We start from the raw sequence: 17,118 nt of genomic DNA on the forward strand, positions 1-17,118 counted from the left end.
CCGATCGTTATGTGCAAAATGACCTAATAAACATCGGCATTCAATTTTACCAACAACACAATGAGAAGTATTTACGTTTATTTCTTAATGACCATATCTTGTCTTTTTTCAACGAGCACACGGCTTTATGCACAAGAAACAGATTCGGTCAATAAAAAAGAATTGGATCTGAGTTCCTTACTGAACGGAATTAGACAACAGCAAATTAATGATTCTCTTGAACGGGTAAAGCTTCAGCATGAAATTGCCGATCTTAAAAGTCAAAATAGCCCAAAAAAGGAAAATTTAAAACAGCAGCTGAATGAGTTTGACGAAGAAAACAACCTTCGGAAGCAGCAGCTGAAAGTTAAAGTAGACTCCATCAAAAAAAACACAAAAAGATATGCAGTCGCGCCATTTCAGGATACCCTCTTCTATATCTATAATAAACTTGGATCATCATTGGCCAAAGACCGAGCTTACAATGTGGTCAGCAGAATCCATAATCTATATGAAGACGATTTTGTGAAAGTAGATTCGTTTAAAATCGAAAACAACGAAATCAGTGCTGACATCGTTTATAAAGATCTCGTCATAACTTCCGTCACAGAACTCGACGCACTACTTGAAGGAAAAAGCAAAGAAGAGATTGCGGCAAACTACTTAAAAAGAATTCAGGATTCAATCACAACGGAACGTGCAGATAACAGCATTACAAAACTTCTTACCCGTATTGGACTTGTATTGCTCATTCTCCTTGTCTTTTCCATATTGGTTCTATTGATAAACAAGTTGAAAAAATATGGTACGCAACGAATTTTGAAGGAAAGAACACAGCGGATAAAAGACATTAAGATCAAAAATTATGTCCTTGTCACTTCGGTACAAAAAACACGGATGTTTATTCATGCAATAAATATCTTACGCTGGGGCCTGATCGTCCTCATTGCCTTTATCATGCTGCCGATTGTCTTCAGTGTTTTTCCATTTACACAGAGTTGGGCATCCAATCTTATTGGACTTTTCACAAAACCCCTGAAGACCGCAGTTTTGGCCATTTGGGATTATATCCCCAATCTGATTACCGTATTTGTCATACTCGTTGTCATGCGGTATGCCGTTCGATTCATAAAGTATATTTTTAGCGAAATTGACAAAGGCAAATTGGAGATTAATGGATTCCATCGCGATTTTGCCATGCCTACCTTTACGATTGTTCGCTTTCTGCTCCAAGCCTTCACACTGGTGCTCATATTCCCGTATTTACCCGGTGCAAATTCAGATATCTTTAAAGGAATATCTGTATTTATAGGTGTCCTATTTTCTTTAGGATCATCTTCTGCAATTTCCAATATCATAGCGGGACTTGTGATCACCTATATGCGTCCTTTCCGTATCGGAGACCGCATCACCATCGCCGATAAAACAGGCGTTGTTATCGAAAAATCACCACTGGTAACAAGGCTTCGAACGATAAAAAATGAAGAAATTACCATCCCCAATTCTTCGGTACTTTCCGGAAATACCGTCAATTATTCAACCTTCTCAGAAGACGGAATCTGCTTTCAGGTGGAATTGACAGTCGGTTATGAAGAACCTTGGCAACGTATACACGAATTGCTCCTGAACATCCCACCCCGAATAAAAAGGGTCAACCTTAACCCCGCGCCATTCGTCTTACAAAAAAAATTAGACGACTTCTATGTCCTCTATGAACTGAATGTATACATCGCTAAATCTAGTGAAATTGAACTGGCAAAGTCTGAAATTTTTCAATCGATCTTAGATGACTTTCTAGCCGCAGGAATTGAAATGAATGGCCCACACATATTTGCTAAAGTTGACCATGTACAACAATATAATCCAAAAATGCCCAACAGCTCGTACAATAACTGATCTGAAAGGACAATTTTTTAGCTGATTACTGCAAAGAATATGTGATGCGTTTTGACCCGGTATGTATATCCTGCTGAATTCATCCACTGTTGTGAGCTTGTTAACTTGTGAGCTTGTTAACTTGTGAGCTTGTTAACTTGTGAGCTTGTTAACTAAAGATGTAAAACATAAATTAGCTCTTCGGCTTCGACTCCGTCAGGCCAAACGACATCCCTGGATTGCGTGTATTTAAAATGAAATGACTGATTCGCCGCTTTAGACGCATCATTCCCCACCCGATGGGATACCGTAATCTGAAGGCAGCCTTGCTCAAGTGCCCATGCGATACGCGCTTCATAAAACAAACGGGATAAACCCTGGCCTCTATGACTTTCCTGAATGAAAGAAGCGATCAAAATCGCGTTTGACTCATCTGCCCTATCCAATACAACACCAGTCAGCCCGACCAATGTGCCTTGGTTATACAAGCCGAACATCGCACATTTGGGATTATCAAGCAAAGCCATCCATGCTGCATCACTGTACCCTGCTTCTTTTTGATAGTTGCTGCCAAAAACCTCAGGGGTAGAAAACAAGGCCTCCAGTCTAATTTTTTTATATTCCTGCCATTCTCCTATTTCTAAACGTCTTAGTTCATATTTTTCCATTTCTGGCACCTTTCTTTGCTTATCTTTCAGCGTAAATATACTTAAGCAAGCGCAATAAATGAACACTGGACCAGCGACATTATTCAAATTGGACTAGCTCAGTTGCATCTATTGGCTGTAATTTTGGATAAAATCAAGAAATAGCTATTTGCATGTATGTACCCAAACATTTCCAGTTCGAAGATTACGCAGAAAAGGTCGAATTTATGCAACAATATAGTTTTGCGACCATTGTATCGATTAAAGCGGGGGTTCCAATAGCGTATCTGTGATTTTCTGGAAAATAGCGACAATGAGCTCGAATGAAATATTGCCGCAGCAATGAAAAATGGATCAATAAGTAACGAAAAAAAATGAACACACACACTGACATAGAAATCACACAGGTAAAACTAACAGATATTGACCTGCTGCAGCAAATAGGAAAAGCAACATTTATTCAGACCTTTTCAGACACGAATACCGAAGAGAATATGAAGACCTATCTAGCCGAAGGGTTTTCAAAGGAAAAATTATTGTCCGAGCTCTGCGACAACGAATCTGAATTTTACTTCGCTGTCTTGAAAAATGATGTTATTGGCTACCTAAAAGTAAATACCGGCCAGGCCCAGACCGAACAACAGTGCCCGCAGGCATTAGAAATCGAGCGCATCTATGTATTACAGGAATTTCAGGATAGAAAAGTGGGACAGTTATTGTTTGAAAAAGCACTAGCCTTAGCCCAAATAAAAGCAGCTTCATTTATCTGGCTTGGTGTTTGGGAAAAAAACTTGCGGGCAATCAATTTCTATCAGAAAAATGGTTTTGTCGCATTCGACCAGCATATTTTTCAACTGGGTGACGATAAACAAATAGATATCATGATGAAAAAAACAGTACAACCGCACCATGCATGAGTTTATAGCAGAAAATATACAGGTCATACAACAACGTATAGACGAAGCCTGCAAAGCAAGCCGTCGCGATCCCCGCGAGGTAAAATTATTGCTGGCCACTAAAACCGTATCTGCCGAACGTATCGAAATCGCACTGCAAGCTGGTCAAACCCTAATTGCTGAAAATAAAGTGCAGGAACTGAAAGACAAATTTGAGTATTTAAACACTGTTCCCCATGTCAATCATTTTATTGGCCATCTTCAAACCAATAAGATCAAGGATCTGCTCAAATGCAACGTATCCTGCATCCATTCGATCGATCGTATAGATCTCGCCGAAAAATTGCATCAGCGACTTTTAAAAGAAGACAAAACCATGGAAGTGCTCATCCAGGTAAATACTTCCTTCGAAGAGAGTAAGTACGGCGCTGCTCCAAGGGAAGTGATCGGCCTGGTTCAGCAAATAGCAACACTAAGCACATTAAAGATTAAAGGACTGATGACTATCGGTATATTGAGTGCCGAGGCCGAACAGGTACGTGCCTGTTTTAAATTGCTCAAACAAATTCAACAACAGATTATAGCCCTAGCTATTCCCCGTGTATCGATGCAAGAATTGTCGATGGGCATGAGCGGAGATCTAGAGATAGCGATAGCAGAGGGCGCTACGATTGTCAGGGTAGGCACGGCAATTTTTGGACAACGTCCTACACCAGATAGTTATTACTGGAATGAGAACCTATAACATAAAAACCAATGCGGATACATTTTATACAACACGAAGTTTTTGAAGCACCCGGGGCCTATTTAACCTGGGCGGAAAAACAACAGCATGAGCTCACCTTTTCCCAGGTCTATCAACAGGACCGTCTGCCGGAAGAAATCGATTCCATCGATATATTGATCGTTATGGGCGGACCTCAAAGTCCAGATTCATCCCCGTCAGAATACCCTTATTTTGACGCTAAGGTCGAAATCGCTTTTATCCGCCAATGTATTGATGCAGGCAAGGCGGTTGTTGGTATATGTCTGGGCGCACAATTGATTGGCGAAGCGCTGTCGGCAACGTACAGACATAGTCCGCAAAAAGAAATTGGAGTTTTCCCCATCACGCTCACAGAAGAAGGAATAAACGACAGCAAAATAGCACATTTTGGCAGCCCATTACCGGTCGGACATTGGCACAACGATATGCCTGGACTTACCCCTGAAAGTAAAATCTTAGCAAGCAGCGTCGGCTGCCCTCGACAAATTGTTCGCTATACAAATCTCGTCTACGGATTCCAATGCCATATGGAACTCACTCCTGAAGTCGTCCGGCTCTTAATAGATGCAGAAGAAGATCTCTTTCTTCAAAGCCAATCGCTCCAATTTGTGCAATCACCTGAAGAAATTAAGACTTTTGATTACCGCGAAATGAACAGCAAACTTCATACATTTTTAGATTTACTTGAATGTGCATACACGAGAAGTCTAATAAGTAAATGAAGGGTTTCTGTCTAAACAGGAGCGTAAAAATTTACAGCAGTAATTCATTCGTTGGATAAAAAATAGTAGATTTGGTGTAACACAAAAAAACTATTGATGAACCTAAGACGCAGTCAACTTTTAAAAATGGGCTATCTAGCCCTTCTGGCAATTTTCCTACACGCCTGTGTTTCCCAAAAAGAAAACAAAAATCTGACTTGGTATCAACATCAGGTTATCGAGCAGCTTGTTCCGGAAACTGATTCCAGTTATAGAGTTCAAATTGGTATTATGGCTGCGACCTTCTGGCTAGACAATCAGGATGGTCAACTGGCCAAAAAATTGAACCTCCTACAACAGAGCTACACGCAACGAAATAAAGTCGATGTCGCTGTTCAGCAAGGTACCAACAAAATCATTCGCGTCACTAAATCAGAATAAACAAGCTTATTCAAGGCAACACAAATGATTTTGGTACCCACCAATACTTCAATTATAGTTAATATCTTCCGCCTGTACACGTCATCCACTACATGATATTCTTTGCTATCTTTTCAATACGGTCCTTAAAGGCCACATTGTAAATTAAGCGATTTTATTCATTAATATAATTTGAGGCGCTTCCTGCAATTTTTCACCGGCAACTTTTCCGAATGCGACAATATAAGGTTGTTGATTATGCGCATCCAAGCCCGCCTGATCTTCCCATATTTCATAAAAGATAAACTGGTTTTCATCACTATTTACCTGATGCAGATCGTACTGTATACAGGCTGCTTCCTTTCTACTTGCTTCGACCATTTCTAACAATAATGCCAATACTTCTTCCCGATGTGCGGGAACTGCCTTTAAAATTGCGGTTAAATATACCTTCATGTTATTGATTTTTATTGTGGTAATTTACTCTTTTCATCGCAATAACGCCATGGATAAAGCGATTTATCGATCAATAAATTTTTAGTTTAACGTAGTTTCCAAATGGAAGACCTCTTCCAAATATTGTTTATATTCCTTTTCGTAATTGTCGACACGTTCTTGAGACGCACCCTTCTCCATATCATGAAAATGGAAGCTTCCCAGATGTTCCAATCCTGCAAATTGATTCATCTTGTGAAAACCGAATAAAACACCGGCATCAACGGAATGCTGATCAAAAAACTCATTTTCCATTGTAAAGGCTGTCTCTGGAGCATTCCAGCTCGAAGTCACCATGTATTTTTTACCATGCATCAAACCTCCGGTACCATAATTAATAGCCGGATTCTTACGTGAACGACCATCATTTTTATAGATACCGTTGTTGTGACCCGCCGTAAAAACCTCATCAATATAGAGCTTCAGACGGTTCGGAACCTGAAACCACCATACAGGAAAATGGTAAACGATAATGTCTGCCCATTTAAAATTTTCAACTTCAACCATTGGATCAAAATTATCATTGATATTGGTTACCCTTGTTTCAAGTCCATTTTCAGCCAATGTTTCAACAGTCCAATTTGTTATTGTGGTATTGAAAGAACCACCCGAGTGTGCGAATTTCTGTCCGCCGTTGATAATAAATATTTTCATTTCTATAATTTTTCTTATTGATAACACAAATTTCTATCATATTTTTAAATCATACAAATAATTTAAATTGTATATTTGTATCATAAAAATAATAACTATGAAATGGAACTTAGAATGGCTTCGTACATTTAAGGCAATCTATGAAACCGGAACATTATCTGCAGCGGCACAGGAATTGTTTATTTCTCAACCTGGTGTCAGCCTACATCTGAATTCCCTGGAAGCCTTTACCGGCCACAAGCTTTTTGATCGATCTGCGCGAAGAATGGTGCCGACCGAAAAGGGGAAAATCTTGTACAACTATGTTATTGACCCACTTAAAAAACTTGAAACCGGTGAACAGCATTTTCACAAGCGTGCATTGGACGAACGTGTCACAATCAGTATCGGAATGTGTTTTGAGACCTTTCAATACACGCTGGAAGAACATATTGCGCAGCTCCCCTTTAATTTAATTATCAAATTTGGAGAATATCCTCAGATGCAGCAGGATCTTGATAATGGTTTATTGGATCTTATTATTACGCCTCAAAAAGGAAACCAGCAGAATCTACAATACGAGGCTTTCTCAAAAGAACGCATTGTCTTGATTGCAGGTTGTCAGACCGACACATCCACACTCGAGTCACTACTGAGCGACAATAAAATCAAGGAAGCAGCTCAACTCCTGAAAAAACAATTGTGGTATAGCACGGCTGCCGATATGGATCATTTAAAAAACTATTGGTCGACACACTTTGGCGAACATCCAGACTTCAGTCCCAATTATATCGTCCCAAATATCAGCTCAATCATACGCTGCTTGAGCAACAATACTGGTTTTTCCATTGTTCCCGACTTTCTTTGTGCCGAAGCACTTGCATCCGGAAAAATAAAACTAATCTGGGAAGGGACTTCTCCCGTGGAGAATATACTTTACTTTGGAACGAGAAAGAAAACCATGTATCAGGAAGAAATCGGTCAATTGGAAACGCTGTTAAAAGAGAAATGGTAGATCACCGGGCAATTTCTTGCCGATAGCCCGATTTCCGCTACTGATGCAGCATTTTGCTTAAAAATTCGGGCGTAACGCCAATATATGCCGCAACTTGTTTCTGCGGAAGACAGTCGATCAATGTAGGATAACGTGTACAGAACTTTTCGTAACGTTCTTTGGCAGCTAGACGGAGATTCTCCATCGATCGACTTTGATAATAAACCAATGCATTTTCGGCAAGTATCCGAAAATAGACATTCAGTTTCGGAATCTCCTGATAGAGCCGATGCAGATCTACCTTGGAAATCATCCATACCTCAGATTCAAATACCGCATCAATGTATAGGTTGCCCGGTTTTCCGGTCACCAAACTATACATATCGCCGATCCACCAGCCTTCGGGAGCAAACTGTTGAATATACTGAAAGCCATTTTCATCCACACAATAACTTCTTAGACAACCCGAAGCGACAAAAATAGCATACCTGCTCAGATCGCCCTCCAACAGCAAATATTGTTTCTTCTTCACTTTTTTGGATTTCACAACAGCCAATAGGCGTAAGATTTCATCTTCCGTGAGGTCGATCTCTTTCTGAATACTGTCCAACAATAGCTGTTTGTCCATAAATTAAAGCCTGATACACAACAAACATAGATAAATTGATGTTTGTATCCAAAAAAATAGACAAGCAGCGCCTTTTCTACGAAGGGAATACGCTTAGCTCTTCTAAAAGAAATACGTTTTGTTCTTCGCCGAAAAGACGCATACGATACCTATATATTTACGGATGGCCGTCCCGAAGCAATGGTATGCGCTTCCTTCAAGACTTCTGAATAAGTAGGATGTGCATAAGACACCTTTGACATACTATCGGCGGTGATTTCATATTCCAAGCCCAAAACACCTTGAGCGATCAGATCGGCCGCACGTGCTCCAATGATATGAACTCCCAATAGTTCGCCATATTTCGGATCGGCCAACACTTTTACAAATCCTTGTGTATCCATCCCTGCGCGGGCACGGGCATTTGCGGAAAACGGGAATTTCCCAATCGTATACGCTATACCCTTTGCTTTGAGCTCCTCTTCTGTTGCGCCAACGGAAGCCACTTCGGGCCAGGTATAAACCACACTTGGGATCCGATCGTAATGTATCTTTGGTTTTTGGCCGTCCATATGTTCGACAACAAAGATTGCTTCCTCTTCAGCTTTATGAGCCAGCATTGCCCCACCGATCACATCGCCAATAGCATAAATGTGGGGAACGGCCGTCTGTAACTGCTCGTTAGTAACGATCATACCTCTGGTGTCTAGTTGAACAGCTGTATTCTCCAAACCAAGCCCCGCTGTAAATGCTTTCCGCCCGACAGCGACCAAAATATAATCCGCCTGTAACTGCTGCTCGTTACCAGCTCGATCTTTAAAGAAAACGTTTGCCGCAGCGCCTATATTTTCGGTTTTGTAAACAGCCTGTTCAAGCAAAATTTTAATGCCATCATGCAGCAGTATCTTTTTCAAGGCATCCCCCAATTCATGATCCATATTGGCAAGGAGGCGATCGGCATATTCGATAATAGTGACCTCACAACCCAGCCTATTGAATATGGATGCCATCTCTACCCCAATTACACCGCCACCGATAATAACGATTTTATCTGGTTTCTCTTGCAAGGACAACGCCTCTGTTGAGCTGATGATACGTTTTTTATCTATGGTTACTCCCGGAACTGTCGCTGGCTTGGAACCTGTAGCGATGATAAATTTCTTTGCTCCAAGGGACAGCCGCTCCCCCGCTGATGTAGCAATCTCCACCGTTGAATTATTGACAAAAGAGGCCTTTCCATGGATCACCGTAACCTTATTCTTTTTCATCAGGAAATTCAGCCCCTGCGTATTTTGCAACACCACTTTATCTTTACGCGCATACAACCGACCAAAGTCCACCGATAGTCCCCCTACCTGAATCCCGTGTGCAGCAAAATGATGCTGTGCTTCATGATAGTGATGTGTACTATCCAAAATTGCCTTTGTGGGAATACAGCCCACATTGGTGCAGGTACCACCCAATGTATCATATTTCTCTACAAGTGCGGTTTTATACCCCAATTGGGCACTGCGAATCGCCGCAACATAGCCGCCTGGGCCAGACCCAATGACAACCAAATCATATTGTTCCATATACGAACTATTTTTAGTTAACAGAATTATTCACGACCAAAAAAGGTCTTACAAGTATGCCCCGCATAGTTGCCATCCAAAAGGCTACGATAAAAATTTCAATATATACGCCAATCATAACACAAAATAAAATACCAAAAGGTATATTTAAAAACAGTAGAAAACACCGTATTATTCATAAATATTGGATTTAATTAAAATCAGTACAAACCTACAAATAAAATACCAATCAGTATATTGTAAATAAAAAATTAGATCAAAAAAAATAATATGAAAGTCAATTCTACGCAGAAGAGATTGTGTTTATGTTTAGGATAAAGGCATATTTTTTTAACTTGCTTCCTGATTAGCACCAAAAGCGTCAAACGATTATTTTCAAATGAAACAGCATAATTACGTCGCCACAATTACGTGGACAGGAAATCGCGGCAGCGGAACCGATCATTATAAAAACTACGAAAGAAGCCATCGCATTAGCATTGACGGCAAAGCCGAGATTGAAGGTTCTTCGGATCCAGCGTTCCTGGGAGACCCCAGCAAACACAATCCCGAAGAACTATTACTTGCCTCCCTGTCCTCCTGCCATATGTTATGGTACCTGCATTTCTGCTCGGTCAATAAAATTATTGTAGAAGAATATATTGACCATGCAACAGCGATCATGCTTGAAGAAGAAAATGGAAAAGGCCGTTTTAAAGAAGTCACGCTAAATCCTTCGGTCCGGGTAAAAGATGCAACGATGATTGCACAAGCCATTGAATTACATAAAAAAGCAAGTGAATATTGTTTTATTGCCAATTCAGTAAACTTTCCGGTCTTGCACACCCCCAACGTCAGCATCAGCACATCCAGCTAAATGAGTGAACTTTTTTCTTCACATGATATGCTGCGACATAATATGCTGTGAATTGACAAGAACGGCGATACCTGATCGAATTACGGACATAGCTTAGCGCTATTTATTGGCTAGCCGCTCCTGTAACTCCCGACGGAAAGTAATACCGACCGGTAGGGACGTATTATTGATCTGTACCATACCATGCTCATATTTGATCACCTTATTGATCGAAGCAATGTAAGATTTGTGGATACGGATAAACTTTGAGGCCGGCACCTGTGTGAGAATTTGCTGGGTAGTGCTTGCGGTCAAAAATGTCTGACTAGGAGTGACAATTTTCACGTAATTGCCAAAGCTCTGGATAAAATCGATCTGCGATAATTTAACGTCAATAATACGGCCATCCATGCGTATACTAATTGATTTGGGCTCTTCTTCCTGGGGCGACACAGCCGTGTTATAGGATAAAAAACGTTGAACAGCCTTAAAAAAACGGGGAAATGAAATAGGTTTTAATAAATAATCAACAACGCCGTAATCATAACTCTCCAATGCGTATTCGGAATATGCTGTTGTCAAAATCGTTTTGGGTGGGTTATCCAGCATCTTCAGAAACTCCATCCCATTAATTTCGGGCATTTCAATATCCAGGAAGATTAAATCTACTTTGTTCTCCCGAAGAAAATCCAATGCCTCAAAAGCATTATAACATTGAGCGACCAACTGCAGATCAGTACTTCTTTCAATATAATTTACCAGTACATAATGCGCCGCAGGTTCGTCATCAACCACAATACAGCTATTTTTATTCATTGTTTAAAGATTTATAACCAATGACACCTCATACTCCTCTTTTTTGGAATTTGTCGTTAATGTATATCGATTAGGATACAAAAGTTTTAATCGCGCCATTGTATTTTCCAGACCTATTTTCGCCGAAAAAACATTCCTTTTCTTGACGGGAACAGAATTCCGTACATGCAAATATAAGTTCCCTTTTTCAATCTTGATCGAAATATGTACAAAACAATCTTCAATACTGCAGGTTCCGTGTTTAAAAGCATTTTCTACGAAAGTAATCAATAGCATCGGCGCTATCTGATAATTGATATCTTCTTCTTTTTGATAATCAAATTCAATTTTTGTGCGATAGCCTAACCTTTCACGCTCCAGCTCGATATAACTTGAGATAAAATCGATCTCATCATCCATCGCAACAAATTCCCGATCGCTGCTCTCCATCTGATAACGGAGAAGCTGGGAAACTTTGATGATCAATTCGGAGGTACGTTCCGGGTACTTCAAATTAATACCATAAATGGTATTCAATGTATTGAATAAAAAATGTGGATTGAGCTGTTTTTTTAAATGGGACAATTGCGTCTGATTGGAAAGCAGTTCACGTCGGGTCTTCACACGCTGAAAGCGATAAAATTCAATAAATTGGATACTACCCAATATGCAGATCAACGAACCCAATAATACACCAAATTGATAATGGAACGTTTTCTGAACAAGATTCTTGTAAAGAAAACAATTCTTGTAGATCACGTTATCCGTTAGCTCTTTTAATATGAGTGCAAAAACCAGTAGTGTTGCCACCGACGCCAAAATATACAACAGCGGTTTATTCTTCTTAAGTAGCAATGGCAACAGGAAAAAGCGATTCAATTGTGCATGCGCATAAAGGATCAAGAAATAGAACACGCCCATCAAAAATCCCTTCCAGCTCAGGATCAAAATCCAATCGTTCAAAGTAAAGAGGATAAACGAAAAGATCAATAGCACGATCTCCTGTATGATCTTGTTCTCAAAAACCTTTCTCATAATCCTTTTTTTGTTAAAAATCTGTTACAAAGTAAAAGTTTTAAGTTTATAACAGCAGAAAAATAAATGACGAATTAAATTGGTCACTTTTAAACGCTATAGATCATTTTAAAGGGACATCACAGTTCATCTCATCGTTATCTTCGTGTCCATAAAATGATAGATAACCTATGCTGAAATTGAATTTAGTGCTGTCATTGGCTGTATCACTTGCGACCTCCTCTTCCTTCGCTCAGAAGCTTACGCTCCGCGATGCCGTAGAACAGGGTATTGCAAATTATGGAAATATCAAGGCAAAGGAATATTATCTCCAGTCCTCCCTGCAGACCAATGAACAAGTCAAACGCGACTTTTGGCCCAATCTGAACATCGTAGCCCAACAGGACTTTGGAACAGTCAACGGACAAAATGGTCCACTGTATGGATTTGGTGGGCTGGGTGTAGCTTCTTCGGGAGCCGCTCTTCCGGAACAAAATTGGAATGCCGCATTTGGTGCGCTTTACTTAGCCAATGTCAATTGGGACATTTACACCTTTGGACGAAAAAAAGAACGTATCGAATTGGCCAAATCCGATACCAAACGACTACAGGCCGATCTCGGTCAGGAACAGTTCCAGCATAAAATCAAGATCGCTGCGGCTTACCTCAATTTATTGGCTAGTCAACGATTGGAAAAAAATCAACAGATGAATCTGGATCGCGCACTGGTATTTTTAAATATTGCTGCCACCAAAGTAAAAAACGGAATATTACCCGGAGTAGATTCTACGCTTGCTTCAGCGGAAGTATCGCGCGCAAAAATCAGCCTCAATCAGGCCCGTGAAAATGTTAAGGAGCAAAACAATAAGCTGACGGTATTGATGGGGATTCCAGCGAAAAATCTCGAAATAGATACTGTTCTGGTTCAGAAAACACCTATACAGCTAACTCCGCTTTCAGGCAACTTGATTGAAAGTAATCCTATTCTGCAATTTTATAAAAGTAAAATTGAACTTGGCGAACAACAATTGAAACTATCAACCAAAGAGTATCTTCCCACTGTAAGTGCCTTTGGGGTCTTTCAGACAAGGGGATCTGGTTTTAAGAGCGACTACATTACGGATTTACAAGCATATAGCACAAATTATTGGCAAGGGGTTCGTCCCAGTAGGCAAAATTATCTCTTGGGATTGGGCATAAACTGGAATCTGACTTCGATTGCGCGTATCAATAAAAAAAATCAGTGCACAGCGCTTTACGAATGATGCCCTAAGAGAAGAATACCAAACTGCCGAAGCCCAATTGACAGCACAGCTGGATGCCGCTGATGTGAAAATCCAATTGGCCCTAAAAAGTGATCTAGAAGCTCCCCGACAAGTGTCGGCAGCTCAGCAAGCTTACAATCAAAAAATGACGATGTATAAAAACGGCCTAGCGACACTTGTCGACGTGACGCAGACCTTTTACACATTAAATAGAGCCGAAACCGATCGCGAGATCGTCCACATCAATCTTTGGCAGTCGCTTTTACTAAAAGCCGCAGCTGCGGGAGATTTTGATATTTTCAACAAAGAACTATAAATAACATTACATGAATTTAATACGTTTTGCCTTACGCAAGCCGATATCCATCCTCGTACTCGTATTGGGACTTATTGTCTTTGGCATAGGTGCCGTTCGATCGATCAAGGTGGATATCCTGCCAAAAATGAACCTTCCGGTTATTTATATTGCCCATCCATTTGGTGGCTATTCGCCGGATCAAATGGAATCTTATTTTGCCAAAAACTACGTCAATATCCTTCTTTTTGCCAATGGGGTCAAGTCTATTGAGACCAAGAATATTCAAGGTCTGACCTTAATGAAAGTATCGTATTACGAAGACACCAACATGGCCCAGGCTGCAGCCGAGCTAAGTGCCCTGGCCAATCGGATCCAAGCCTCCTTTCCTCCAGGCTCACAACCGCCGTTCATCATTCGCTTTGACGCCTCATCCCTCCCTGTAGGCCAACTGGTATTGAGCAGTAACAAGCGTTCTAACAACGAACTACAAGATCTAGCCAACGTCTATGTCCGGGCATCGTTTACGTCAATCCCCGGCCTATTGTCGCCACCTCCTTTTGGGGGAAGTCCACGTACAATTGAGGTCAACGTTGATCCCGATTTAATGCGGAGTCACAATATGACACCCGATCAGGTCGTAGAAGCGCTAAGACTAAACAATCAAACCGCTCCAGCAGGAAACGTACGTATTCAGGACAAAAACTACATTACACCAACGAACAACACCATCAAGGATGTCAAAGATTTTGAAAAAATCCCGCTATTTAAAGGTGGAGTACAAAATCTTTACCTTGGCGATATTGCTACCGTAAAAGATGGTGCCGACGTTACCGCAGGCTATGCTTTGGTCAACGGCAAACGTTCCGTATACGTCAGTATTGCCAAAGCCGGCGATGCTTCAACCTGGGAGGTTGTCCAAAACTTAAAAGCGGCCTTACCAAAAATTCAGGAAAATTTACCCGACGACGTCAAGTTATCTTATGAATTTGATCAATCCGTCTATGTCATCAATTCCGTAAAGAGTTTGATTACCGAAGGTGCAATCGGCGCTATCCTGACCGGACTAATGGTCCTCCTATTTTTAGGTGATCGAAGAGCTGCGTTGATCGTTATCCTAACCATTCCGATATCCGTGATCTCCGGCGTGCTCTTTCTGAAACTCTTCGGGCAGACCATCAACCTCATGTCCCTCAGTGGACTAGCCTTGGCTATTGGTATCCTGGTCGACGAAAGTACGGTAACGATAGAAAATATACACCAGCATCTGGATATGGGTAAACCCAAAGCCTTGGCTATCTGGGATGCCTGTAAGGAGATCGCCTTACCCAAATTATTGATCCTGCTCTGTATACTAGCCGTATTTGCGCCGGCATTTACCATGACAGGCATCCCGGGTTCGTTATTTCTTCCCTTGGCTTTGTCCATTGGATTTTCAATGATCATATCCTTTCTCCTTTCGCAGACATTTGTTCCTATCATGGCCAACTGGCTTATGAAAGACCATGCGCATAAAGCGCCACACGCGACCGAACCAGCGGGCTTAAATGCAGATGAAGCTCAATTCGCAGCAACTGGACTGAGTGTAGAATCTGAACAGGATACCCTAAATCAGAAGAAACTATTGGTGGAACGGGAAGACTTTAACAACGATGGAAAGCTGAGTATTTTTGAACGGTTCAGAAACAGATTCATGAAAATGATCGACCGTTTGTTTAAAAGGAAGAAAACCATTACCGTAGTTTATCTGCTGGGAGCAATAAGTCTTGTTGTCATTTTACTTTCCACAATCGGACAGGATGTATTTCCGAAAGTTAACTCCAGTCAGTTCCAAATGCGCCTCCGTGCAGCTGAAGGTACACGTATCGAACGCACCGAAGAAAAAGCAAAACTAGCGCTGGCCGAACTGGAAAAACTGGTTGGGAAAGAACATATCAGCATATCTTCTGTCTATATCGGTCAACACCCCGGACAGTTTTCAGTATCACCGATCTATCTTTTCATGGCTGGTCCACATGAAGCTGTTTTCCAAATTGCACTGAAAGACTACCATCACGATATGGACAGTTTCCGTGATGAATACCGGAAACGCCTGAAAGCGGCAGTTCCCGATGTACAAGTATCCTTTGAACCGATCGAGCTTACAGATAAAGTTTTAAGTCAGGGATCGCCCACTCCCATTGAAGTTCGGATAGCAGGAAAAAACAAAAAGAACAACGAGAAGTACGCCGGTAAATTGATCGAGGAACTAAAAGCCATCCCTTATTTTAGAGATGTACAATTAGCGCAATCCATTAAATACCCTTCTTACGATATTAAGATAGACCGCATCAGGGCTGCACAACTGGGTATCGATCTCAGCGAAGTAACACGATCGCTGATCGCTTCCACCTCTTCTTCGCGTTATACCGAAAAAAACACCTGGATCGATGAAAAAGCTGGACTGTCATACAACGTCCAAGTTCAGGTTCCCATCGATAAAATGAAAGATGAGAAAGAAATCGGTGAAATCCCTTTATTGAAAAATTCAGCGCGACCAATACTGAGCGACGTTGCAACGATCACGCCGTCCTTCACCTATGGCGAAAACGACAATTTAGGTGCAATGCCTTATGTATCAGTTACAGCAAATATTGATCATACCGATTTAAAAACAGCTTCTAAGGATGTACAGCGTAGTATAAAAGCCCTTGGTGAACTTCCTCGTGGTTTATCGATGGAGCAAATAGGACTTGGAAAAGTATTGTCAGAAACCATGAGCAGCCTCGAATCGGGTTTGGCCGTAGCCATCATCGTCATATTTTTGATGCTATCGGCTAACTTTCAGTCGTTCAAAGTTTCTATGGTTGTGCTCACCACAGTGCCTGCGGTTGTGCTGGGCTCATTGATTCTGCTGTTGTTAACCGGATCTACCCTCAACTTACAATCCTACATGGGGATTATCATGTCGGTGGGTGTATCCATTGCGAACGCTGTTTTACTCATCACCAATGCTGAACATATCCGTCGACATAATGGCGATGCCCTAGCTGCAGCCCGTGAGGCAGCATCCTTACGGCTTCGGCCTATTATCATGACCAGTTTGGCCATGATTGTGGGTATGCTACCTATGGCCATTGGTCATGGTGAAGGTGGCGAACAGGTTTCACCACTCGGTAGAGCCGTAATTGGAGGATTACTATTTTCGACTTTTGCCGTACTCGTCATCTTACCGCTTATATTTGCTTGGGCACAAGAAAAAAGCAGTACACAATCGATCTCATTAGATCCTGAAGACAAAGAAAGTAAACACTATATTGCGGCATTAAAACCTTTATCGTAAAAGCA

Annotated in this window: 18 protein-coding genes; 11 read left to right on the plus strand and 7 right to left on the minus strand. The window is 41.2% G+C overall.

Translation table 11 applies throughout. The features are described 5' to 3' along the window. Window positions 1-60: 60 nt before the first annotated feature. The gene (locus BV902_RS22265; protein WP_083663732.1) at window positions 61-1,875 is read left to right on the plus strand and encodes a mechanosensitive ion channel family protein; all 1,815 of its coding nucleotides are present in this window, start codon (window positions 61-63) and stop codon (window positions 1,873-1,875) included. A 152-nt stretch (window positions 1,876-2,027) separates the two neighbouring features. Here the strand turns inward: BV902_RS22265 and BV902_RS22270 are convergent, their stop codons facing one another. Beyond that, window positions 2,028-2,522, minus strand: coding sequence for a GNAT family N-acetyltransferase (locus BV902_RS22270; protein WP_075993829.1), 495 nt, complete (start codon window positions 2,520-2,522; stop codon window positions 2,028-2,030). 152 nt (window positions 2,523-2,674) lie between these two features. Between BV902_RS22270 and BV902_RS28785 the strand changes: the two genes are divergently transcribed. The 5 genes from BV902_RS28785 to BV902_RS22290 all read left to right on the plus strand — a co-directional run bounded on the left by BV902_RS28785 (window position 2,675) and on the right by BV902_RS22290 (window position 5,305). Continuing rightward, window positions 2,675-2,794 (plus strand): FMN-binding negative transcriptional regulator, encoded by a 120-nt coding sequence (locus BV902_RS28785; RefSeq protein ID WP_157626187.1) that lies wholly within the window; start codon window positions 2,675-2,677, stop codon window positions 2,792-2,794. 81 nt (window positions 2,795-2,875) lie between these two features. Beyond that, complete coding sequence (locus BV902_RS22275) at window positions 2,876-3,418, plus strand: GNAT family N-acetyltransferase (protein ID WP_075993830.1); 543 nt, start codon at window positions 2,876-2,878, stop codon at window positions 3,416-3,418. Continuing rightward, entirely contained in the window at window positions 3,411-4,142 is a 732-nt protein-coding gene (locus BV902_RS22280) for a YggS family pyridoxal phosphate-dependent enzyme (protein ID WP_075993831.1), read from the plus strand. The genes BV902_RS22275 and BV902_RS22280 overlap by 8 nt, the downstream gene beginning before the upstream one ends. 11 nt (window positions 4,143-4,153) lie before the next feature. Beyond that, window positions 4,154-4,885, plus strand: a complete 732-nt coding sequence (locus BV902_RS22285) for a type 1 glutamine amidotransferase (RefSeq protein ID WP_075993832.1) — start codon at window positions 4,154-4,156, stop codon at window positions 4,883-4,885. A 96-nt stretch (window positions 4,886-4,981) separates the two neighbouring features. Next, the gene (locus BV902_RS22290) at window positions 4,982-5,305 is read left to right on the plus strand and encodes a hypothetical protein (protein WP_075993833.1); all 324 of its coding nucleotides are present in this window, start codon (window positions 4,982-4,984) and stop codon (window positions 5,303-5,305) included. Window positions 5,306-5,449: 144 nt separating this feature from the next. Here the strand turns inward: BV902_RS22290 and BV902_RS22295 are convergent, their stop codons facing one another. Both BV902_RS22295 and BV902_RS22300 read right to left on the minus strand, forming a co-directional pair. Then, window positions 5,450-5,740, minus strand: a complete 291-nt coding sequence (locus BV902_RS22295) for a putative quinol monooxygenase (RefSeq protein ID WP_075993834.1) — start codon at window positions 5,738-5,740, stop codon at window positions 5,450-5,452. Between the two features lie 81 nt (window positions 5,741-5,821). Then, window positions 5,822-6,433, minus strand: a complete 612-nt coding sequence (locus BV902_RS22300) for an NAD(P)H-dependent oxidoreductase (protein WP_075993835.1) — start codon at window positions 6,431-6,433, stop codon at window positions 5,822-5,824. Window positions 6,434-6,530: 97 nt separating this feature from the next. Between BV902_RS22300 and BV902_RS22305 the strand changes: the two genes are divergently transcribed. Further along, complete coding sequence (locus tag BV902_RS22305; protein ID WP_075993836.1) at window positions 6,531-7,427, plus strand: LysR family transcriptional regulator; 897 nt, start codon at window positions 6,531-6,533, stop codon at window positions 7,425-7,427. A gap of 37 nt (window positions 7,428-7,464) precedes the next feature. Here the strand turns inward: BV902_RS22305 and BV902_RS22310 are convergent, their stop codons facing one another. Next, on the minus strand, window positions 7,465-8,034 hold the full coding sequence (locus BV902_RS22310) for a Crp/Fnr family transcriptional regulator (RefSeq protein WP_075993837.1): 570 nt from the start codon (window positions 8,032-8,034) through the stop codon (window positions 7,465-7,467). A gap of 149 nt (window positions 8,035-8,183) precedes the next feature. Continuing rightward, window positions 8,184-9,587 (minus strand): dihydrolipoyl dehydrogenase, encoded by a 1,404-nt coding sequence (gene lpdA / locus BV902_RS22315; RefSeq protein ID WP_075993838.1) that lies wholly within the window; start codon window positions 9,585-9,587, stop codon window positions 8,184-8,186. A 379-nt stretch (window positions 9,588-9,966) separates the two neighbouring features. Between lpdA and BV902_RS22320 the strand changes: the two genes are divergently transcribed. Next, the gene (locus tag BV902_RS22320) at window positions 9,967-10,443 is read left to right on the plus strand and encodes an OsmC family protein (protein ID WP_075993839.1); all 477 of its coding nucleotides are present in this window, start codon (window positions 9,967-9,969) and stop codon (window positions 10,441-10,443) included. Window positions 10,444-10,542: 99 nt separating this feature from the next. On the opposite strand, the gene BV902_RS22325 is transcribed toward BV902_RS22320, so the two are convergent. Then, window positions 10,543-11,238, minus strand: coding sequence for a LytR/AlgR family response regulator transcription factor (locus BV902_RS22325; RefSeq protein WP_075993840.1), 696 nt, complete (start codon window positions 11,236-11,238; stop codon window positions 10,543-10,545). A 3-nt stretch (window positions 11,239-11,241) separates the two neighbouring features. Then, on the minus strand, window positions 11,242-12,252 hold the full coding sequence (locus BV902_RS22330; protein WP_075993841.1) for a sensor histidine kinase: 1,011 nt from the start codon (window positions 12,250-12,252) through the stop codon (window positions 11,242-11,244). Window positions 12,253-12,422: 170 nt separating this feature from the next. On the opposite strand from BV902_RS22330, the gene BV902_RS22335 reads away from it, so the two are divergent. Genes BV902_RS22335 through BV902_RS22340 form a run of 3 tightly spaced genes read left to right on the plus strand, consistent with a single transcriptional unit; the run spans window position 12,423 to window position 17,113 of the window. Beyond that, the gene (locus tag BV902_RS22335) at window positions 12,423-13,496 is read left to right on the plus strand and encodes a TolC family protein (protein WP_250637946.1); all 1,074 of its coding nucleotides are present in this window, start codon (window positions 12,423-12,425) and stop codon (window positions 13,494-13,496) included. Continuing rightward, window positions 13,450-13,812, plus strand: a complete 363-nt coding sequence (locus tag BV902_RS28400; RefSeq protein WP_250637947.1) for a TolC family protein — start codon at window positions 13,450-13,452, stop codon at window positions 13,810-13,812. Before BV902_RS22335 ends, BV902_RS28400 begins: the two co-directional genes overlap by 47 nt. 10 nt (window positions 13,813-13,822) lie before the next feature. After that, a complete protein-coding gene (locus BV902_RS22340; protein WP_075993842.1) occupies window positions 13,823-17,113 on the plus strand; it encodes an efflux RND transporter permease subunit in 3,291 nt (1,096 codons plus the stop codon). Window positions 17,114-17,118: the final 5 nt, after the last annotated feature.

Source organism: Sphingobacterium sp. B29 (assembly GCF_001952815.1).
In the GTDB taxonomy this organism is placed as follows: Bacteria; Bacteroidota; Bacteroidia; order Sphingobacteriales; family Sphingobacteriaceae; genus Sphingobacterium; species Sphingobacterium siyangense.